Genomic DNA, 20,017 nt, shown 5'->3' with positions numbered 1-20,017 from the left:
ATGGTACGCCAGTGGCGTATCTCCTTCAATTGAACCGATCACTGGTCAGCAAGCGGTAACGAGAAACCCGCCATCGGCCCAAGCCTGATCGCATCATGCAGATGCTCTGGAGCCAGGTGCGCATAGCGCATCGTCATGCTCAGCGAGGCATGCCCCAGGATCTCCTTCAACGTCACGATGTGCCCGCCTCCCATGATGAAGTGGGCAGCGAAGGTGTGGCGCAGGATGTGGCTCGACTGCCCCTTCGGCGGATTGATCGAGGTTTCGAGCAGTACCTTGCGGAACACGCCTATGCAGTTGCTGAACGGGCCATGCTCTCGCCAGTGCTTGTGCATCGACTCCACCAGGGACGGAGCCACCGGAACTGCCCTCACTCGCTTCGACTTGGTGTTGGCGAAGGTGATCACCCCTGAGCCAACCCTTTCGGGAGTCAAAGCCTGTGCTTCTCCCCACCTGGCCCCTGTCGATAAACAGATCACCGCGACCATGTAGGTATGCGGCGCCGTATCTCGAGTGCGTAGCGCCTCCAGCAACTCGGCTATCTGCGGTTTGGTCAGATAGGCCAGAGGCCTTTCCTGCAAGCGGACGGGCTGGATACGGCTAAACGGGCACGGATAGTCGATCACATCCAGCTTGTGCAGCTCGTTGTACAGCAATTGCTGGATGTGCTTGTAGATATCACGCTCACTCATGTCCTTGGCGGCGTAATGGTCGCGGATCACGGGCCAGCACTCCCAGCTCCGGAGGCTGGCGAAGGCCTTTCCCGCGCCAACACGCTCCCTGGCCAGAAGGCTGGAGAGAACAACACAGCGAAGAGAACTCATCATCAGGTGAGTAAAAATCCAGACGATTCCTAGGCAGAAACGAGAAAAGTCGTTGAAGCAGAGCGGCCGGCCGATTACCTTCCTGATAGCAAAGAGCCTCCATTGTTGTGGTCAGTGTAATCAGGGGAAAACTGCTTAAGCAGAAGGAAGGGAGTAGATGCTTCCATGGGCACTAACGATAACACTCGCCAATCCGCCCAGGACCCTTGAGCCACAAGCCGTTAACACCTCGACCTGGTCGACGGTTCAGGACTGTAGGCAAGCTGCCGACCTCGAAAAGAAGCACGCTGAGCTTGAAAGGCTTGAAAGGCTTGAAAGGCTTGAAAGGCTTGAAAGGCTTGAAAGGCTTGAAAGGCTTGAAAGGCTTGAAAAAATAATGCAGTGCGGGCAGATCGAACGCCACAATCCGGCGATATTCAAACCACTTAAGCGATAAGGGAAAACTGGATTTCGTGAATGTATTCGCACCAGGGAACTCATAATTATCTCCTTCGCACTTTATAGAAAACTCCGCCCACCATCTCCGAAAAATATAAACAATCCAGTAAAACTCAAAAACCCCGACAAATCCAGGTTGCTCATGAAAATTAAAATCAACAAAGCACACAAATCGATACCACAAGGATTGGAGTTTCAACTCCCCAAATTCACAGTTCTTACCGGAAAAAACGGAAGTGGCAAGAGCCATTTACTGGAAGCCATTTCGAATACCGGGATAAGCGAAGTCTCCGACGATTTAAAAACCCTTAAAGATATATCTTACATCGCATTTGGCACGCTCTCCCCGCAAATACATGAAAGAGCTGACCCACAGCAAATTAGCGCGGAAATGAAAGGATGGTGGCAACAGATTGAAGCCATTCAGAATCAGGCAAGAAATTACATGAGGCAACATAACTGGAGTTATGAAACAGCAATTGAGAACACCATAAACCAAAACGCAGCAGTAAAAAGAATAGTCGAAAAGCTGTGCCAAGAAACAAATAAAGATTTTTTTGAAATAACAGAGAGAGACGTAATAAAAAATATCAAGATTGGAGAAACAAACAACAACGGGATCTTCTTTAGTCAGTTCGCATCAATATTCAAATCATATCAACTAAGATTGCAAAATAATGAATTTAACCGATTTCTAAACGAAACAAAGGGACACCGAAAAGAATATCTCTCGGATGAAGAATTCGAGGCAAAATTTGGCCCAAAACCATGGGACCTTGTTAACACAATTCTAGATGGCGCGGGACTTCCTTACACTACTACCAACCCTGAAGACTCGGAGCCAGATGAGACCTTTGTATTAAAACTTCTTGACAAAACAAATAACACCGAAATATCCGTAAATGATCTCTCAACTGGTGAGCGAGTTCTAATGTCGCTAGCCTTAGCGGTGTACAACACGAAAGACGGGGGAAGCAAACCAGATCTTATAATGCTGGATGAGCCAGATGCTCCACTACACCCTCAGTTCTCAAAAATTCTAATCACTACCATTCACGACACGATCGTCAAGTCCGCAAATACGAATGTTATTATCACGACACACTCCCCCTCTACAGTAGCGATGTGCCCAGACAATTCCCTTTACCAAATTGATAAAGAAACAAAAATTCCAACGATGATTAGCATTGCGGAAGGGCTTGAAATCTTAACCTCCGACATACCACACCTAAGAGTGTCAACGGAAAGCAGACTCCAAGTTTTTGTCGAAAGCAAATATGATACTGCTTACTACGAGAGGCTGCACAATCTGCTCTCCAGGCGACACAAGTACGATTACGACCTGGTGTTTCTTGAACCCCATAGTGGAACGAGTAATTGCACTGACGTAATTAGTATTACAAAAAAACTTACATCCCTAGGCAATGACCTTGTTCGCGGAATTGTCGACTTTGATGGGGTCAATGACCACCAACCACCACTTTATGTATTAGGCGAAAAGAAGAGATATTCGATTGAAAACTACATACTGGATCCTGTTTTTATTTGTCTTGGCTTAATTCGAGCGCAAAAATTTACCTTTCAGGATTTTGGGATAGACAGAATTTACAACTACGTTGAGGCAGCCGACTTACACAATGACGAAGCTCAGAAAATGGCTGACTTTGTTTTTAATAAGCTTAGTATTCCGCGAGGCAAAGAAAGTAACTGCTTACTAGAAAATGGCTTTATCCTTTCTTACCCTAACGAGTTCCTAAACATGCAGGGGCACTCCTACGAGGAGCAACTAAATAGCTCCTTCCCCCAGCTAAATGCGATCAAAAAAGGCCAGGGTGACTCTGCTCTAAAGCTAGGGATAATGACCGTCATCGAGGAACATCCTAAGTTCTTATCCGCGGACATACACGACACATTCTCATCTATAAATTAGGACCAAAAAGGGGACGGATTTATTTTTCTACTCTAATTTTAGTAGGCAGCACCGAACGGGGAGTTTGGCTTGATTCGGGAGAGAACCCCGCGCAATCGCCGAACAGGCAATAAGAAAACCGCCGCCAAGAAGGCGCGGCACTGTACGAGTAACTAGCAAGGAGCAGATATGGATATCCGATACGCACTAGGCAGCACGCTAGCGCTGATGGCTGGCCTAGCGCTGGCAGCGACACCGAAATACGACCATATGCAGGCCGAGGGCAATCGCTACCACCTAGACTGGCAGGAGCGCAACGGTGAAATTGCCTACGACACCGTATGCAGCGCAAACAAGCAAGGATCAATCCAGTACCGAAACTGCCGTCGCGACGCCCAGGTGATGTTTCGTGAACGCTGCAATAAGTCGGACGATAAATCGAACAAATGGTGTTTGGCTAAGAGTCGCTACTTCCCCTGAGCTTTTATCTCCCTCTAGGCACAAGGTTCGTGTCTATTTGTTATCAAGCAAGGCAATTTCGATCGAAAAAGGAGATGGGTGAAAATGCTCTATTCCAAAGGAGTATCAAGGCCACAGAAAGTCTTGGGAGTATTTTTCATGATACTGACCGGAGGTATTCTTTGGCCTGTTCTCCATCATGACTTCGTGCCGGACCCTAGCATTTCAACACCGACGTTTCATGGCGCGATAGCTATCACACTGACGACCCTCGCCATAATCATCTACCTCAAGAAACAGAATCTATTAGTAGTTTTTGGCACCCTCACAAGAATACAAAAGCTAATTGGAATAGTATTCTCACCAATTGTTATTTTTCTCTTTATCTGGGCAAACCTAGCAATAACAATTCCGCATCTTTATACGTTGGCCTTCGGCCAGGAATTCTCTAGACAAGATACAGCAGAAAAAATAAAACACCGCTCAAGAAAATCATGCGACTACCGCCTAAAACTCCAATCTATAGATTTCACCTTCTTTCATTTCTGCATTTCCGAATCAAAATACAATCAACTGCAGACTGGCGAGATGAATGCGGTTGTTTTTGGCAAAAAATCTCGATTCGGTTACACGATAGAAAGAATCAGTCTAGACCATTAACGAAAGAAGCGGGACAGATCTATTTCTCTACGCTAGTTTTCGAACAGTTTTCGCCAAACTGGAAATTTAGCCTGATTCGGGAAGAAACCCCGTGAAACAGTAGAACGCGCTATAACCACTTCGTGGACCAGGTCGGACGTGTCGCCAGGGAGGGGATAGGTCGCTAGAAACTACACCTATGGAGCTCAATGGAATATATGACGATAATCTGGACAGCCTCATTAATAATTACTTCGGCGGTCTATTTGACATACATGGTCAAGGCATATAATTTGTCGAACAACAAGATAGATATTTGGCTCGGAACCTGGTACTTAAATCCAAAGTCCTTCCCTACGCCTGAAGGAAAGTCCTGCTGCAAGAAAGGGGCTATATGCGTACTTATCATGTCCATTCTATTCATAACAAGAGTTTTCTTTTGGTCTGAATATATTAATTTAGCACAGAGCTAGCAGGAATCTTTAAGAGGCCCGCTCATGCCCTGCCGCAGACTAACAGCCCCATACCATGTCATTTCTTCTTGAGCACTTTTATCAGTCCGTAAATTACAAAAATACTGCCCAAAAATTTTTGCAATCCAACGCTTACGGGGATGCCACCGCTGCTATTCATGACCCGACTAGTCAGGCCAACATCAAGGGTGGAACCATTGAAAATCAGCAGAAAACCTATGCACATCAAGAATATATACGGCCAGTTACCCGAGAAGAAATTAAACAAGGCTTATCTCCATGATTAAAAAAATGGCGTACCCGCTAACATATCTTGTCATAGCGGCAATCGTATACATGTCTGGCATGTTGCTGGTTAGTGATTTTCAGCACAAAAGACTTGTCCAGATTGCGCTATTTTTTGGCCTCGCAGTCCTAGCCGACAGGCTATTAAAAGCCTATTTTTCTCGCAAAGGACGATAAAGGGGACCGGGATAAAGACACATTTATTTTTCCTAAGATTGAAGGCCCGAGCTGTCGAAAAGGTGTCGAATCCAGTGAGATTTTTTGCGACGTATCGGGCCATGAAAGCGGAGCAGCCCCCACCAACTACGCCGCTTTACCACCCACCGAAACGCAAGATCTAGGTTTCGATTCCCTTCGCCCGCTCCACTCCACCTTTCCAAGGATTTCCACGAACGTCCACTGAGCGTTTCAAGTCGTTGAAAACAAACAGGTTTTCCTTTCGACTCGATCCAGGGACGTCCACTGAAATCCACACCAAGCCAGGACTTTTTAGTCCATCTTTAGGACGGCGCGGTGTTCGGATTGTTGCCGGGAGAGCGGTTCGGCGGTGAGCAGCATCTGGTTCCTGACCCAAGCTCAGGAGCTAGAACATGGCGCTATCCGACCTCGCTGTCCGCAAAGCCAAAGCCACCGGCAAGGCATACACCCTCGCAGATCTGGATGGACTCTCCCTGGCCGTAGCGCCGGGTGGGGGCAAATCCTGGCACTTCCGCTACCAGTGGTACGGCAAGCAAAAGCGGATGTCGCTGGGCACCTACCCGGAGCTTTCCCTGCGAGATGCGCGCACCCTGCGGGACGAAGTACGCGCCCTGCTGGCCAAGGACACCAATCCCCACGCCCATCGCAAGCAGAAGCGGTTCACCGCCCGTCTGACCACCGAGTACACCTTCAAGGCGGTCTTCCTGAAATGGCTGGCGCATCGGGGCCTGACCTTTGAAGAGGGACGGCAGACCACCCGGTCGCTGATCCCGCGCATCTTCGCCAACGACGTGCTGCCCCTGCTGGGCAATGCGACAACCATCTGTGCCGATTGGTCCCAGGACTGCGCGATCGTCTCAGTGCAGGAGACTCATCCGGCTAGGCGGAAGGCATCGGCCATACGGTCTTGTTCCCGCATTGAGAGGCCAATGCGTTGGGCCAGCGTTCGCCATTGGGAAACGATGCCGCGAAACTCCTCGATGATTTCGTCCGCTGCGTGGAGGTTCACACGGAAGTACCCGGCAACCTCACGGGCCAAGTCAAGATCGAGGGCGTTGTCCGCATCGGTGATGTTGAGATTCAAGCCGTCGGCATGGGCGACAGGGTTCATGTCGTAGGCCTGCGAGAGCTTCCAGCCGTTGCCTGGCACCAGGATGAAACCATGGTTGCGCAGATGGTCGTCCGTGTTGGAGACGAGGATGTTGAAGACGATTCGCGACCAGAGTTCTTGCAGATCCTCATTGGGCTGCGAGCCGTGACGGATGAGCACTTCCGCAAGTTCCAGGTAGCTCGCCCCTGTAGAGGCATCATCACCATCGTTGTGGCCGGCCAGGGTCATCGCCGAGGCGAAATGCATCCGGCGACCTGCGTCCGTACGATCGAAGCGGCGCACCATGAAGCAGTGATAGTCGCTGGCGAACTTTCGCGCCTGCGCCGGTGCGACATTCAGGCCACAACCATCCGCCAAGGCATTGACCACCATTTCCCATCCGCCGACATCGTAGGTATCTCGCGTACTGGGAAACTTGGCGATGTACAAGTGTCCCGCATCGTCTGCAACGCTCGCCTTGGGCCTGGCGCCGCCGAGCGAACCGCCCGGTGCGATGAGCATACGCAGCCAGTCCTGGCCCTCGTCAGCGATGTTTTCAGGATCCTGCTCGAGTGCGCGGCTGGCTTGCTCCAGGGCGCGGATTTCAGTGAAAGGCGGAGCCGCGACGTTGATTCGGTTATCTAGGAAGTCTCCATCATCCTCAAGTCGATACCTCAACGCGCCCACGCGATACAGGTCATGCACACCCAGCAGGTAGTCGGATTCATAGAGACGTGCCTCAGCAGGAACGAGACCCGCCCGCTTGTCACGCTCGAACCTGCGATCCATGAGCAGGCGCCCCCACCGGTCCGGACTTGAATCATCAAAGACGCCGAACCTGTCCCTAGGCGGGGTGGGGTATTGCGGTCCGCCGAATGCCTGAATGCTCGGATCCAACGGCAGCCCGGCAAACTGAGGATCGGCGAGCGCCGCTTCGTCGTAGGCGAACTCGAACCGCTCGGTCGCTCGGGTCCTGCGGCTGTGTAGGAAACCAAGTCGTCGGGGTTCGGGCAGTCCGTCCCAGTCCGCGTACACGGCAATCATGCTCATCCCTTTACACTCTCCTTGCGCTTGGGTTTCTTGAGCAATGAGCTCAGGTCATTCGTATTCTTCTTGACGTCGATGAACTCTCCCACGCGGGAATCCTTCTCCTGCCAAGTGCCTGCAGGCGGGCTGTCTGGTGTTGCCGTCTTGATTGCGGTGCCTGGAGAAGAACTGCGCGCCGCACGTGTTGCCTGTGGCTCATTGCGATCCACTTTCTGGTTGGAGGTGCGGTGTACCGCCTCGTTCCTGATCAGTCGCGCATCCTGGAGCTGGCGGCCAAGCTCGTCTGCAGCGGCGAGCTTGGTCAGGTCGTTGGCCAGGCCAAGGACCTGCATGACGGAAACGTAGGCGCCCATGGTGACGCCTGATCCACCTGCCTCCAACGAACGCAGGGTCATGGGAGACATGCCCGCGCGTTCGGCAACCTGTTTGGCCGTCAGTTTTCTGCGCAGGCGTGCGAGTTTGAGCCGCTCGCCGAAGTCGATGAGCAGCTTGCTGGTCGACGGCAGGAGTGGGGCTGTCTTCTTGGCCATGGCACTAATATTCCATCGCTTTTCGGATGATTCGGCCAGAATATTAGCATTTTCGGTGCCGTGAAGCCAAATTCCGGCGATTCAGTCATTCCCACGACGTGCGGGATGAATGATGGTATTTCATGCTTTTACGCCGAAAACAGCTAGAATATTTACATTATCGCTCTAGCTTCCCACAGGTGGCGGCGGCGCGACGTTAAAGAAGAAAGGGGCATAGCCCGCCCCTTCGCGGACTGTCGAGGTTCAGCGCGCACGCGCTCTGAACAACTCGCGGGCCTGTGGCCCGTATGTCTCAAGTCTGCGTAGCAATGGAATAGAAAACCTATGTAAGCGCTCAGGCCGCCGTTGCAATCATGTTGTTGCCTTGAGCCATTTGCGGATGCGAGCACGTGCATTGGCATAGGGGGACGAAGAATTGAACTGGATCATTCGGCCCTTGGGCCATTTGTCGTACCAGGGCTTGCCGTAGAGTTCGTCGTTCGGCCGGGATGCTATGGTTTCGACGAGTCGCGTCTTTGCTGTTGTCAGACGCTCGATAAGAGTTGGCCAATCGAGGAGGCGATAATCCGCGTAGAATTTTTGCGCCAGCAATCCAAGCTGGTTCCATTTGAACCCAGTCTCAGGGAAATCGACCGCCGCCCCTTGATCGTCCTGATCCAGCCACTTCAGGACCAGTTCATTCCAGCCAAGCAAATACGAAACCAGATCAGCTGGGCTCATCATTGTCCCGGCGGCATGGCCTTGCAGGGAGACCTCCCGGGTGCGCTCCTCGGGAATCTGTACAAGGTCGCTCATCAGTTTGTCGAAGCTCACGTTAATCGCGAGCAAGAGTTCGGCTTTGGAGGCTGGAACAGACACGAAGCTTACGGCTCCTCGGAGGGTCGTTAGTAAGGCTTCATCAAGGTCCAGAAATCCATCAGCGTGTGGCGTTAGGTGTCTGGCCCCTGAAATAGCCCCTTGGATTGCTGGAACCAGTCTAGTGCTTATCTTGCAGATTTCACCGTGCGCTCCGCCAGCAGCTTCTGGATGTGCTTGTAGATATCGCGCTCAGTCATCCCCTTGTTCGCGTAGTGGTCCTTGATCACTGGCCAGCACACCCAACTCTGGAGGCTGGCAAAGGCCTTTCCCGCGCCGGCACGCTCCCTCGCGAGCAAGCTCACAAAGTTGCCCAGGAAAAGCTCCACGTTCTTACCGGAGAAGCCTTTGGAGGTTTTGAAGTGATGCTTGTAGTGCATGTGGAGGCAGTCCACCGCCAGCTGCGCGACCCGCACTGCCACCAGTCCATCGGCGAACTGGCCTTCCGCCGGGGCTTCAGCGACCAGGCCCAGTTCACTCGCGCCTTCCGACAACAGTTCGGTTGTACCGCCCGAGAGGTGCGGGCATTCCGGCCCTACGGACTCAGCCCCGTCCCGGGGGCGAATCCGCGACCCGTTTGGCGCTTGAAATCGCCCCAGCAGGAAAGGCGATGCCCTTCCCTCGTCACCCCGCCACCGACACCGCCGCACTGCGCGGCTTGCGGGTCATCAGCCTGGGTGTGCTGAAGGCGGCCACGACGAACACGGCCTGGATGGCCATCATCGGCGAAGGGCTTCCGTCCTGCAGGGCGCCGAGGATCAGGCCGGATATGGTGGCGCCGAAGGCCAGCCCGTGCTCGGCGGAACTTAGTCCCAGCAGGCCGATGTAGTCAGTCGCGAAAAATGAACTTCACCACCGCGTCGGCATGGGCATCGATCGCCTCGTGCGTCAGCACGGCCCGATCATGGGAGAACTCCAGCTCGGCGGTGACCAGGTAGGGCATCTGCGCGATGGCCACCACCATGTAGAGCATCATCACCGGGTCGATCCCCGCGAGGCCCTCGGGCAGCCGGGTGTTCTCGATCAGCCTGAGGGTCCGCGCGTGGTTGGGGCGGATGTAGTTGTCCGAGACCCACTTCAGCCGCTCCGACGGCACGATGGATTCCTGCACCATCAGGCGCGCATGCTCGGGATGTCGCGCGCAGTAGCGGACATACGCCCTCACGTACTGCTTCAGCGCCTCCACCGAGGACTCGCCCTCGGCCACTTCCGGAGCGGGAATCTCCTGCGCCAGGCGATCGAACAGGTAGGCGGCGCTCTCGCGCCAGAGTTCCTCCTTGCCGCCGAAGTGGTAGCGGATCATCGCGTGGTTGACCCCTACCCGCTCCGCGATATCGCGCACGCTCACCGCTGCGAAACCACGGGTGGAAAAAAGGTCCAGCGCCGCCTGCAGGATCTCCGTCCGCGTCTGCTCGCTGCGCTCTTGCTTGGCTACTCGTGGCGTCGCCATAGGTCCTTGTCACCGCCCCATCAATCCGGAAGCGGCAAGTCTGGCGCAGGTCGCCGGGCATTGACAACTCCATTGCCGAAGGTTATTTATCCGATCGGATAAATTATTGCGCGCACTGCGCCATCGCATGAAAACGCCCGTGAAGCGGCATTCGCCACGGGGACAACAACAGCCGAACACGGCATGCATGGGAGTCGAACATGGTGGCGCTAGCGCCGGCCGGAGCACATCGCCGGCTATCACTGGGCAGGAAGATCGCGCTGGGCGCGGGCGATTTCGGGGTGAACCTCTACTGGCAGATCGCGACGCTCTTCCTGCTGTTCTTCTACACCGAGGTGCTGGGTCTTTCGGCCTCCGCCGCGGGCCTGGTCTACATGAGCGCGCTGATCTGGGACGCCGCCGTCGACCCGCTGATCGGCGCCATGGCCGACCGAACCCGCACCCGCCTGGGGCGCTTCCGCCCCTACCTGCTACTGGGCGCCGTGCCGCTGGCGGTGTCCTTCGTGCTGATGTTCGCCCTGCCGCGCGGCGAAGGCACCCAACTGGTGGTGCTGACCATTGCCAGCCACTTCGCCTTCCGCACGCTGTACGCCCTGGTCTCGGTACCCTATGCCTCGCTCTATGCCCGCGTCACCCGCGACAGCGCGGAACGCGCGACCATGGCGGGCATCCGCATGGTCTTCGCCATCCTCGCGGCCATGGCGGTGTCGGCCATCACCCTGCCGGCAACCCGGCACTTCGGCGGCGGCGCCCAGGCCTGGGCCCTGGTAACCGGCGTGTTCGCCGGCATCGCTTCGCTGATGCTCTGGACCGCCGCGCTGGCCGCCGGCGCCAACGACTCCGCCGCTGATGACGATGGCCACGCCGCTGCCTGGCCTGGCGCACGCCACGCGTTGGCGGCCCTGCTGCTCAATCGGCCATTGCTGCTGTTGCTGGGTATCGCCCTGATGTACTCCTTCGCCAGCACCTTCTTCTCGAAGAACCTCCTCTATTACTTCAAGTACGTGCGCAACGACCCCGACTTCGGCGGCACGGCGCTGGCCCTGATGGCGGTGGTGGCCGCCCTGGCGGCACCGTTCTGGGCCTCGGTCGCGCGCAGGCGCAGCAAGCGTTCCGCCCTGCTGGCCGGTACTGGCTTCTACGGCCTGGGCTTCCTGCTCTGGTATCTGTTCAGCGGGTCCGGCTATGCCGTGCTGCTGTCGATCCTGGCGCTCATCGCCATCGGCGCCAGCGCCAGTGTGGTGTGCTTCTGGGCGATGGTCCCGGACACCGTCGAATACGGCCAATGGCGCTCGGGCATCCGCACCGAGTCACTGATCATCGGCACTGTGATCTTCGCCCAGAAGGCCGCCCTCGGCATCGCCGCTGGCGCCCTTGGGCTGTCACTGGGGGCGATCGGTTTCGTCCCCAACGCCAGCCAGTCGCCGCACACGCTGCACCTGTTGCTGGCCGCCATGTCCCTCGTGCCCTTGCTGGGCAACGCCGGCGTATTCCTGCTCGCCCGGGCCTACCCCATCGGCCCGGAGATGCACCGCCGGCTGGTGGAAGCCCTGGCCGACCCCGCGCCAGCGCACGCCCCGGCAGAGACGCCCGGGAAACCCCAGGCCCTTCCATCCAAACCGCAGAAAAGCGGTGAACCCCTGTGAACAACAACCATAAGAAGGAGATCAGCATGACGGTAACCCATGATCGTTCCGATCAGGCTACCCGGGACAACGCACCAGCCGCCGACAGCGGGATGGACGCACGATTCTGCGACGATTTCGTCTGGGGCGTCGCTTCGTCCGCCGCGCAGACCGAAAGCCGGCGGGGGCGTGGCTACAGCAACTGGGATGCACTCTGCGATGAGCGGGGGGTGGTCCACGACGGCTCCACCAACCGCCTCTGCACGCAGTTCGAGGACCGCTACCCGGAAGACCTCGCCCTGCTCGGCGACGCTGGCGTGAAGGCCTTCCGCTTCTCCATCGCCTGGCCGCGCATCCAGCCCGAGGGGCCCGGCCCGGCGGCCGCCGAAGGCCTGGCGTTCTACGACCGCCTGGTGGACGCCATGCTGGAGCGCGGCATCACGCCCTGGCCGACGCTGTTCCATTGGGACGTACCGGCCTGGGCCGGAGACTTCCGTAACCGCGACATCAGCCAGCGCCTGGCCGACTACGCCGAGATAGTCGCCGGCAAGCTGGGCGACCGCATCCAGCAGTGGATCGTGCTGAACGAACCGAACAGCGTCGCCCTGCGCGGCTATGCCTCCCAGGTCCACGCCCCGGCGCTCAACTCCGCCGATGCCGCGTTCGCCGCCATCCACCACCAGAACCTGGCCCAGGGGCTGGTCTTCCAGCGGCTCCGCGCCATGCTGGCCGGCCAGGCGCGCATCGGCACCACGGTGAACCTGCAGCCGGTGCGAGGCGAAGCCGGCCGGGTGAAACACGAAGCGGCGGCGCAACTGGTGGACGCCCTGTGGAACCGCGCCTTCGTCGATCCGCTGTACGGCAAGGGCTATCCCCAGCCGGTGGACAAACTGGTGTCGCCCTTCGTCGTCGATGGCGACATGGAGCTGATCGATGTCCGCCCGGACTTCCTCGGCATGAACTACTACAGCCGCATCTACGTCCGGCAGGCCCCCGGCGAATCCCTCGGCATCGCCCAGGGCGAGCCGCCGGCGAACCTGCCGCGCACCGCCTATTTCCACGTGGAGCCCGAAGGCCTCGACGAAATGCTGCTGCGCCTGCACCGGGAGTACGACGCGCCGGATATCTACGTCACCGAGACCGGCTTCGCCATGGCCGACCCGCAACCCCGAAACGGCGTGGTGGAAGACCCGGAACGAATCGCCCACCTGGCGAGCTACCTCAAGACCGCGCAGGCCGCCCATGCCCAAGGCGTGCGTCTCAAGGGCCTGTTCTACTGGTCGGCGACCGACAACTGGGAATGGGCCCAAGGCTTCGCCAAGCGCTTCGGGCTGATCCACGTCGACCGGCAGACCCTGGCCCGCACGCCGAAGCGCAGCCTCGACTACTTCGCCCGCTGCATCCGCCACAACGCGGCACTCGACGCGCCCTCCTGAGGCATCGCCCGGCCTCGCGCCGGGACCAATCGATCACCCCACTTCGCCGCACGCGGTCGGACACCGCCGAGCAGCGGCGCGCATCAGTTTTGCCTGAACGATCGACAAAAGCGGGCCGCCAGGCGGCCCGGACAACAATGATCAGACCTTAGGGTGCTTCACCATGGCAACGATCCATCGCCCTCTTCCGCAGCTTGCCCCGGCCCGCGCCGGTCTCGCCCTCGCCAGCCTGCTGCCGCTGTGCATGACCTTCCAGGCCCAGGCACTGGAGTTCAGTTTCGACGATGGCGAGGTGGCCGGCTCGCTGGATACCACGGTGTCCTACGGCACGCTGTGGCGCGTCCAGGGCCGCGACCGGAACAACGACGATATCAACGGCAACGACGGCAACCGCAACTTCAATACCGGCCTGGTTTCCGAGGTGTACAAGATCACCTCGGATCTCGGCGCGACCTGGCGCAACTACGGCCTGTTCCTGCGTGGCTCGACCTTCTACGACACGCAGATCATGGACAAGCGCAACGACTACTACGACAACAACACGCCGCCCCAACCGAGCCAGTCGTTCCCCCAGGATGACCACTTCACCGCCGAGACCCGCGAGGTCGCCGGCCATCGCGCGGAGATTCTCGATGCCTACCTCTACGGCAACTGGGACATCGACGGCAAACCGCTGACCGTGCGCCTCGGCCGCCAGGTGTTCAACTGGGGCGAGGGCCTCTATTACCGGGGCGGGGTGAACACCACCAACCCGGTGGATGCCTCCGCCCTGCACCTGCCGGGCTCGGAGGTGAAGGAAGTCCTGGTGCCGATCGAGGCCATCAGCTTCAACGCCGGGCTGACGGAGAACCTGTCGATGGACGCCTTCTACCAATGGAACTGGAAGGAGACCCGCATCGACCCGGTGGGCACCTTCTATGGCGGAACGGACCTCTTCGCCGATGGCGGCAACACCGCCTACACGCGGATCGGCGCACTGGCCAACCCGGCCTTCCAGGCGCTCTACCCGCAACTGGCGGCTGCCCATTTCGCGGGGCTCCAGGGCACCGACTACCTGGACGCCAACGGCGTGCTCAAGGTCGCCAGCGTCGGCCGTGACATCAACGCCAGGGACGACGGCCAGTTCGGCGTGGCTTTCCGCTACATGGCGGAATCACTCAACTCCACCGAGTTCGGCTTCTACTTCGTCAACTACCACGCCAAGGAGCCGTCGATCACCGCACAGCTGGACCCATCCTATGCCGGGGTGAACCTCAACCAGTTGGCGTCCCTCGGCGGTTTCGGCAGCTACGGGCAACTGGTCAGCGCCGCCCGTGGCGGCAACGCGGCGGCGGCCCGGACACTGGGCCTGGTCAATGGCGCCACGGTGGTGGACCTGACCAACCAGTTGACCGCCCGGCGCGAGTACCCGGAAGACATTCGCATGCTCGGCCTGAGCTTCAACAGCACCCTCGGCGAAGCCACGCTGTTCGGCGAGCTGGCCTATCGCCCCAACCTGCCGATCGGCGTCGCCAGTACCAACGACCTGCTGGGCGACCTGATAGTCCAGGCCCCCCTGGTGAACAGTGGCGGCAGCGCCGACATCGCCGGCCAGCCGATCGCCCTGGGAACCGGGTCGAGCGTGCACAACTACGAGCGGGTCGAGGCTTTCAACACCTCCATCGGCGCGATCTACAACTTCGGTCCCACGCTGATCTTCGATTCCCTCACCGGCATCGCCGAGCTGGCCGCCGATCACCTGCGCGGCAGCAGCCTGAAGTACACCGCCTTTGACGGCAGCGTGCGCTACTTCGCCAGCGGCGCCAACAAGGGCTACTCCTCGGGATTCGGCCGCGACAGCCAGGTCGACCGCAATGCCTATGGCTACGTGATCCAGTTCGCCGGTACCTGGAATGACGTATTCGCCGGTATCAACCTCTCGCCCTACCTGGTGTTCCGGGAGGACTTCCGAGGCAACTCCTATTCCGCCGGCAACTTCATCGAAGGACGCAAGGCCCACACCCTCGGGTTGAAGGCCTCCTACCGCAGCTCCCTGGAAGCGGAACTGCAGTACACCGAGTTCTACGGCGCCGGCCAGCACAACAGCTCGCGGGACCGCGACAACATCGGCTTGAACCTCAAGTACTCCTTCTGACCCACCCCCACGCCGGCCCCTGGCAGGGGCTCGGCGGGCATCTCCATGGAGAACGCTCATGTCCAACCTGAACTTCCTCGCCAGCGCCGCAGCCGCGCTGATGTTCCTCACCAGCGGCGCCCTGGCCGCGGTGTCCCCCGACGAAGCGGCACGGCTGAAGACCGACCTGACGCCACTCGGCGCCGAGAAGGCCGGCAATGGGGCCGGCACCATCCCGGCCTGGGCAGGTGGCATCACCCAGGCGCCCGCCGGCTACCAGCCCGGACAGCACCGCATCGACCCCTTCGCCGAGGACAAGCCGCTGTACACCATCACCAAGGCCAACCTGGAGTTGTACAAGGCCAACCTCAGCCCCGGGGTGATCGCCCTGCTCAACGCCTACCCAAACAGTTTCAACATCCCGGTGTACCCCAGCCGCCGCTCGGCCTCGGCGCCACAGTGGGTCTACGACAACACCTTCCGCAATGCCAGCAGCGCTCACTTGGTGGAGGGCGGCAACGGCTTCGTCGATGCATTCGGCGGTATTCCCTTCCCCATTCCGAAAAGCGGACTGGAGGCCTTGTGGAACCACGTCGCTCGCTACCGTGGCACCTACTTCGTGCGTAACTCCTCGGAGGCGGCCGTGCAGCGCGACGGCAGCTTCACCCCCGTCACCACCCAGTACAACATGCTGTTCAAGTACTACCAGCAAGGCGGTAGTTTCGCCGGGTTGAACAACACGCTGTTCTATTATCAGACGGTGGTCAGGAGCCCGGCACGCCTGGTGGGCACCGCCTCGCTGGTGCGCGAGACCCTCGACCAGGTCAAGGAGCCGCGCCAGGCCTGGAGCTACAACCCCGGCCAGCGCCGCGTACGGCGCGCGCCGCTGTTCGCCTACGACACCCCAGGCACCACCACCGACGGCCTGCGCACCATCGACGACACCGACATGTTCAACGGTGCTCCGGACCGATTCGACTGGACCCTGGTGGGCAAGCGGGAACTCTATATCCCCTACAACAACTACAGGATTTCCAGCCCCGAGTTGAAGTACAAGGACCTGATCAAGCCCGGTCACATCGACCCGCAATACACCCGCTTCGAGTTGCACCGGGTCTGGGTGGTGGAAGGCAAGCTCAAGACCGGCTCACGCCATGTCTACAGCAAGCGTACCCTGTACCTGGACGAGGACAGCTGGAGTGCGGCGATGGTCGACCTGTACGACGGTCGCGGCGAACTGTGGCGGGTATCCATGGCCTATCTGACCAATACCTACGAACTGCCCTCCACCGGTTCGGCCCTGGATGTGTTCCATGACCTGCAGTCGCGCCGTTACATGGTGCAATGGCTGGACAACGAGCAACCGGGGATCACCGACTACAGCCAGCCGGCGCCGAGCGACGACTACTTCAGCCCCGCCAGCCTGCGGGCGCGTGGGGTGCGCTGACAGGCCGGGGATTTCTGACAGAGGTGGACCGTAGGCTGGTGCTGAGCGTGCGAAGCCCAGCGATGGGCAGGCTGTTGGGCCTCGCTGCGCTCGGACCAACCTACGGAGCTGGTATCGCCGCCTCGGAAACCGCGCAGCGAAAACCGATATGGCTGGCCGAGCCATCGGCGCGAAGGCCCTGGCGCGCCGCCGGGCGGTAGCGCTGGCAATAGCTCGGCGCGCAGAGAAAGGAGCCGCCCTTGATGACCTTCTCGGTCTCCGCAAGGGCGGGCTGGCCTGCCGCACAGCTGGGGCAGGAAGTGGCGCGTTCGGCGTAGTCATCCGCCGTCCATTCCCAGACGTTGCCGATCATGTCGAACAGGCCGAACGGGTTGGCCGGGAAATGGCCGACGGCGGTGGTGAATGCCACTGCCAACCCGTCCTCACGGTGCCAGGGAAAGTCGCCTCGCCAGAAGTTGGCCAGTTGCCGCCCTTCGGGTAGCAGCTCATCGCCCCAGGCGTAATCGGCGCCCGCCAGCCCGCCACGGGCGGCGAACTCCCACTCCGCCTCGCTCGGCAACCTCTTGCCGGCCCAGGCGGCATAGGCCTGGGCGTCTCGATGGGTGATATGCACCACGGGGTGGTCCTGCCGCCCCGTCAGGCCTGAACCGGCGCCCTCCGGGTGCCGCCAATCGGCTGCCGGGTCCAGCTGCCACCAGAACGAAGGATCGTGCAACGGCACCGGCCGGTCGGGCTTGCGAAACACCAGGGAGCCGGCACGGTGGCCGGGCTGCCCCGGCAGTGGAAGCTCGGCCTGGGTGCGGTAGCCGGTTTCCGCCACGAAGCGGGCGAACTGGGCATTGGTCACCGGCCCCGGGTCCAGCCGGAACGGCTCGACCCTGACCTCGCGCAACGGCCGCTCCTCCCTATAGAAACGCTCCGAGCCCATGGTGAAGGTGCCGCCGGCCAGGCGGCACATGCCTGCTGGATGCCCCGTCATGACAGGCGGGCCTTGATCGCCTCGACCAGGCGCTGGCGCAGGAAGCGCGTCACCTCGAACACCGGCTCGTCCGGGTCGAAGCTGCCTTCCAGCACCTGCGCCAGATAGCGGCAGGCATTGCGCACGTCATCGTCGTCATCCTCGGCGTTGGCTTCGATCACCGGCAATGCCTGCCGGGCCGCGTCGCCGCAGTAGGTCAGCGCATTGATCGCCTGCAGGCGCAGCGGCTTGGGATGGCGGGCCTCCAGGTATTCCGCGAGCAGCGCTATCGGGCCCTCGCTTTCCTGCAGATGAACCAGCGCCTCGGCGGCCACTATGCGAGTCTGCGGCAGATCCTCGCGCAGGGTGCGCAGCAGCCTCTCCCGCGCCGGAGCCGCCTGGTCGCGCAACATGAGCAGGCCGCTGGCGGCCCAGAATCGGACCACATCGTGCGGATCGTCCAGGTCGGCCAGCAAGGCCTTCAGCGCAGCGGGATCGCGCTGCGCTGCACGCGCCGCCACCTGCATGATCCGCTCCAGCGGATAGGCACCGGGACGGCGGCTGTTCAGGTAGCCCTCCAGCTCCGCCCCCTCGGGAATGAAGCCGTTGTCGTTGATTTCCAGCAAGTGCCGGTCGAGGGCCGCGCGCAGCTCCTCGAGCTTGTCGCGGTGTTGCGGCGAACCCGCCAGATTGCTCACTTCATCGCGATCGAGGGCGAGGTCGTAGAGTTCCTCAAAGGGCCGCGCCTGGAAGAACACCGCCTGTTGCGGCGAGAGCTTGCCTTCCTGGAACAGACGCAGCCAGTCGCGGTAGCCCTCGGCCACCCAGGCGAATGCCTGGTACTGGCCGCCAATGCGGTGCGGCATGTAGTTGCGGATGTAGCGGTAGCGGGTATCGCTGACGGTGCGCACGAAGTCGTAGCGCTCGTCCATGCGGTTGCGCATGCCGAACGCGTAGCGCTGGGCCTTCACCGCCGGAACACCGAACAGCGCGGCACCCTGCATCTGCGCCGGCGCCGGGACGCCGGCCAGGGCCAGCACGGTGGGCGCCAGGTCGATGAAGGTCACCGGGGTGTCGACCTGGCTGCCGGGGCGGACCTCGGCCAGGTGCGCCCACTTGGGTGGAACTCGCACGATCAGTGCGCAGCGCAGCCCTTCCTCGTAGCAATAGCGCTTGCTGCGGGGCAGTACGCCGCCATTGTCCGAGTAGTAGAAAACGATGGTGTCCTCGGCCAGGCCGTCTTCCTCCAGCTCGGCCAAGCGCTCGGCGATCTGGCCGTCGAGGCGCTCCATCAGGTTGTAGTAGGAGGCGAAGTCCTGGCGGATCGCCGGCGTGTCCGGCAGGTAGACGGGCACGCGGATGTCCGCGGGTTTCACCGCGCCCTTCCGGCTGAGAAAAATTCGCGATTCATGGGTGGTCTCGTAGTTGAACACCGCCATGAAGGGCGTGCCCTCGGGGCGCTTGCGCCAGTGCGCGCGGTCGCTGCTGTCGTCCCAGATGGCGTCCGGGTCGACGTCGCAGTTGTAGTCCGTCTTCGCGTTGTTGCTGCAGTAGTAGCCCGCCTCGCGCAGGTACTGGGGATAGGTCTTGAGCACATCCGGCAGCTTCGCCTGGGCGCGCATGTGGTTGGCCGGCGCGCAGGACTCGGCCCGCACGCCGGTGAGAATGCCGAAGCGCGAAGGCGCGCAGACCGGGGCGTTGGCGTAGACGTAGCGGTAGAGGATGCCCTCCTGCGCCAGGCGGTCGAGGGTGGGCGTCCTGGCCAGCGGATCGCCATAGGCGCCGATCAAGGGACAGTTGTCCTCGCTGACCAGCCAGAGGATGTTCGGCCTGGACTGGCCGCGCCCGGCTGCGCCCAGCGAAACGCCGGTCAGGGAGGAAGCCAGCAGGATGGAGCCCAGTTGCAGGAGTCGACGGCGGTCGATATGCGGCATGTCTGTCTGCTCGTCAGGGAGGCCGGGGACGGCCATTGTAGGAAGGTTTCGCGGGGGCAGCCGGCTTGCAGCCCCTCGTGGATCGGCGCCGACAAAATAATCCATGTGGATAAATACTGGCAAATCACGATCTGAAACCTGCCGCTCGGAGAGTCGTCGACGATCCTTGGGTTTAGGGCTCCAGTTGGGAGTCTCGATGCACTTGGACGCAGGTAGCCTCGAAGCGCTGGGCCTCGCCCTTGGTCTTCAACGTCTTGCGAAAACGCTTCCCCTTGATGGGTTCCACATCGACCCACCGTGCGCTCCG

At 59.7% G+C, this 20,017-nt stretch carries 16 protein-coding genes and 4 pseudogenes; 11 read left to right on the top strand and 9 right to left on the bottom strand.

Annotated elements, in window-relative coordinates:
- Positions 1–38 precede the first annotated feature (38 nt).
- Positions 39–722 carry a tyrosine-type recombinase/integrase gene (locus ACFW0H_RS04880; protein WP_422912770.1) on the bottom strand — a complete coding sequence of 228 codons (684 nt, stop codon included), beginning with the start codon at positions 720–722 and terminating at the stop codon, positions 39–41.
- A 259-nt stretch (positions 723–981) separates the two neighbouring features.
- On the opposite strand from ACFW0H_RS04880, the gene ACFW0H_RS04875 reads away from it, so the two are divergent.
- The 6 genes and pseudogenes from ACFW0H_RS04875 to ACFW0H_RS04850 form a co-directional block, all read left to right on the top strand.
- Positions 982–1,260, top strand: a complete 279-nt coding sequence (locus ACFW0H_RS04875) for a hypothetical protein (RefSeq protein WP_422912769.1) — start codon at positions 982–984, stop codon at positions 1,258–1,260.
- Between the two features lie 144 nt (positions 1,261–1,404).
- Positions 1,405–3,192: an AAA family ATPase gene (locus tag ACFW0H_RS04870; RefSeq protein ID WP_422912768.1), complete on the top strand. Its 1,788-nt coding sequence runs from the start codon at positions 1,405–1,407 to the stop codon at positions 3,190–3,192.
- Positions 3,193–3,360: 168 nt separating this feature from the next.
- Positions 3,361–3,651 (top strand): hypothetical protein, encoded by a 291-nt coding sequence (locus ACFW0H_RS04865; RefSeq protein WP_422912767.1) that lies wholly within the window; start codon positions 3,361–3,363, stop codon positions 3,649–3,651.
- 84 nt (positions 3,652–3,735) lie between these two features.
- On the top strand, positions 3,736–4,290 hold the full coding sequence (locus tag ACFW0H_RS04860) for a hypothetical protein (protein ID WP_422912766.1): 555 nt from the start codon (positions 3,736–3,738) through the stop codon (positions 4,288–4,290).
- 507 nt (positions 4,291–4,797) lie between these two features.
- A complete protein-coding gene (locus tag ACFW0H_RS04855) occupies positions 4,798–5,025 on the top strand; it encodes a hypothetical protein (RefSeq protein ID WP_422912765.1) in 228 nt (75 codons plus the stop codon).
- Between the two features lie 592 nt (positions 5,026–5,617).
- Positions 5,618–6,034: pseudogene (locus ACFW0H_RS04850) on the top strand (Arm DNA-binding domain-containing protein); the annotation flags it as partial.
- Between the two features lie 62 nt (positions 6,035–6,096).
- Here ACFW0H_RS04850 and ACFW0H_RS04845 read toward each other — a convergent pair.
- From ACFW0H_RS04845 to ACFW0H_RS04830, 4 genes and pseudogenes are all read right to left on the bottom strand, one after another.
- Complete coding sequence (locus tag ACFW0H_RS04845) at positions 6,097–7,365, bottom strand: type II toxin-antitoxin system HipA family toxin (RefSeq protein WP_422912764.1); 1,269 nt, start codon at positions 7,363–7,365, stop codon at positions 6,097–6,099.
- Positions 7,362–7,892 carry a helix-turn-helix domain-containing protein gene (locus ACFW0H_RS04840; RefSeq protein WP_422912763.1) on the bottom strand — a complete coding sequence of 177 codons (531 nt, stop codon included), beginning with the start codon at positions 7,890–7,892 and terminating at the stop codon, positions 7,362–7,364. The genes ACFW0H_RS04845 and ACFW0H_RS04840 overlap by 4 nt, the downstream gene beginning before the upstream one ends.
- 351 nt (positions 7,893–8,243) lie before the next feature.
- Entirely contained in the window at positions 8,244–8,750 is a 507-nt protein-coding gene (locus ACFW0H_RS04835) for a ClbS/DfsB family four-helix bundle protein (protein ID WP_422912762.1), read from the bottom strand.
- Positions 8,751–8,875: 125 nt separating this feature from the next.
- Positions 8,876–9,163 (bottom strand): annotated as a pseudogene (locus ACFW0H_RS04830) (hypothetical protein); the annotation flags it as partial.
- Here ACFW0H_RS04830 and ACFW0H_RS04825 point away from each other — a divergent pair.
- Positions 9,128–9,286, top strand: a pseudogene (locus ACFW0H_RS04825) (helix-turn-helix domain-containing protein); the annotation flags it as partial. The pseudogenes ACFW0H_RS04830 and ACFW0H_RS04825 sit on opposite strands and share 36 nt — an antisense overlap.
- Before the next feature lie 290 nt (positions 9,287–9,576).
- Here ACFW0H_RS04825 and ACFW0H_RS04820 read toward each other — a convergent pair.
- Entirely contained in the window at positions 9,577–10,197 is a 621-nt protein-coding gene (locus ACFW0H_RS04820) for a TetR/AcrR family transcriptional regulator (RefSeq protein WP_422912761.1), read from the bottom strand.
- 200 nt (positions 10,198–10,397) lie between these two features.
- Between ACFW0H_RS04820 and ACFW0H_RS04815 the strand changes: the two genes are divergently transcribed.
- From ACFW0H_RS04815 to ACFW0H_RS04800, 4 genes are all read left to right on the top strand, one after another.
- Positions 10,398–11,843: an MFS transporter gene (locus tag ACFW0H_RS04815; RefSeq protein WP_422912760.1), complete on the top strand. Its 1,446-nt coding sequence runs from the start codon at positions 10,398–10,400 to the stop codon at positions 11,841–11,843.
- 26 nt (positions 11,844–11,869) lie between these two features.
- Positions 11,870–13,258 (top strand): glycoside hydrolase family 1 protein, encoded by a 1,389-nt coding sequence (locus ACFW0H_RS04810; protein WP_422912759.1) that lies wholly within the window; start codon positions 11,870–11,872, stop codon positions 13,256–13,258.
- Between the two features lie 163 nt (positions 13,259–13,421).
- Positions 13,422–15,392: a DUF1302 domain-containing protein gene (locus ACFW0H_RS04805; protein ID WP_422912758.1), complete on the top strand. Its 1,971-nt coding sequence runs from the start codon at positions 13,422–13,424 to the stop codon at positions 15,390–15,392.
- A gap of 58 nt (positions 15,393–15,450) precedes the next feature.
- Complete coding sequence (locus ACFW0H_RS04800; RefSeq protein WP_422912757.1) at positions 15,451–16,818, top strand: DUF1329 domain-containing protein; 1,368 nt, start codon at positions 15,451–15,453, stop codon at positions 16,816–16,818.
- A gap of 100 nt (positions 16,819–16,918) precedes the next feature.
- On the opposite strand, the gene ACFW0H_RS04795 is transcribed toward ACFW0H_RS04800, so the two are convergent.
- The 3 genes and pseudogenes from ACFW0H_RS04795 to ACFW0H_RS04785 form a co-directional block, all read right to left on the bottom strand.
- The gene (locus ACFW0H_RS04795; RefSeq protein WP_422912756.1) at positions 16,919–17,797 is read right to left on the bottom strand and encodes a formylglycine-generating enzyme family protein; all 879 of its coding nucleotides are present in this window, start codon (positions 17,795–17,797) and stop codon (positions 16,919–16,921) included.
- The gene (locus ACFW0H_RS04790) at positions 17,794–19,710 is read right to left on the bottom strand and encodes a sulfatase-like hydrolase/transferase (protein ID WP_422912990.1); all 1,917 of its coding nucleotides are present in this window, start codon (positions 19,708–19,710) and stop codon (positions 17,794–17,796) included. The genes ACFW0H_RS04795 and ACFW0H_RS04790 overlap by 4 nt, the downstream gene beginning before the upstream one ends.
- A 144-nt stretch (positions 19,711–19,854) precedes the next feature.
- Positions 19,855–19,996, bottom strand: a pseudogene (locus tag ACFW0H_RS04785) (phage integrase); the annotation flags it as partial.
- Between the last annotated feature and the right edge of the window lie 21 nt (positions 19,997–20,017).

It is taken from the genome of Metapseudomonas cellulosilytica (assembly GCF_049334135.1).
Classification (GTDB): Bacteria; Pseudomonadota; Gammaproteobacteria; order Pseudomonadales; family Pseudomonadaceae; genus Metapseudomonas.
The sequence above is the reverse complement of the archived record's forward strand: the minus strand, read 5'-3'. Positions and strand labels throughout refer to the sequence as shown.

Coding starts and splice junctions, on each gene's coding strand:
- ACFW0H_RS04815 (WP_422912760.1), top strand. CDS start 10,398: ATGGTGGCGCTAGCGCCGGCCGGAGCACATCGCCGGCTATCACTGGGC.
- ACFW0H_RS04855 (WP_422912765.1), top strand. CDS start 4,798: ATGTCATTTCTTCTTGAGCACTTTTATCAGTCCGTAAATTACAAAAAT.
- ACFW0H_RS04875 (WP_422912769.1), top strand. CDS start 982: ATGCTTCCATGGGCACTAACGATAACACTCGCCAATCCGCCCAGGACC.
- ACFW0H_RS04810 (WP_422912759.1), top strand. CDS start 11,870: ATGACGGTAACCCATGATCGTTCCGATCAGGCTACCCGGGACAACGCA.
- ACFW0H_RS04865 (WP_422912767.1), top strand. CDS start 3,361: ATGGATATCCGATACGCACTAGGCAGCACGCTAGCGCTGATGGCTGGC.
- ACFW0H_RS04870 (WP_422912768.1), top strand. CDS start 1,405: ATGAAAATTAAAATCAACAAAGCACACAAATCGATACCACAAGGATTG.
- ACFW0H_RS04795 (WP_422912756.1), bottom strand. CDS start 17,797: ATGACGGGGCATCCAGCAGGCATGTGCCGCCTGGCCGGCGGCACCTTC.
- ACFW0H_RS04800 (WP_422912757.1), top strand. CDS start 15,451: ATGTCCAACCTGAACTTCCTCGCCAGCGCCGCAGCCGCGCTGATGTTC.
- ACFW0H_RS04860 (WP_422912766.1), top strand. CDS start 3,736: ATGCTCTATTCCAAAGGAGTATCAAGGCCACAGAAAGTCTTGGGAGTA.
- ACFW0H_RS04820 (WP_422912761.1), bottom strand. CDS start 10,197: ATGGCGACGCCACGAGTAGCCAAGCAAGAGCGCAGCGAGCAGACGCGG.
- ACFW0H_RS04790 (WP_422912990.1), bottom strand. CDS start 19,710: ATGCCGCATATCGACCGCCGTCGACTCCTGCAACTGGGCTCCATCCTG.
- ACFW0H_RS04845 (WP_422912764.1), bottom strand. CDS start 7,365: ATGAGCATGATTGCCGTGTACGCGGACTGGGACGGACTGCCCGAACCC.
- ACFW0H_RS04805 (WP_422912758.1), top strand. CDS start 13,422: ATGGCAACGATCCATCGCCCTCTTCCGCAGCTTGCCCCGGCCCGCGCC.
- ACFW0H_RS04840 (WP_422912763.1), bottom strand. CDS start 7,892: ATGGCCAAGAAGACAGCCCCACTCCTGCCGTCGACCAGCAAGCTGCTC.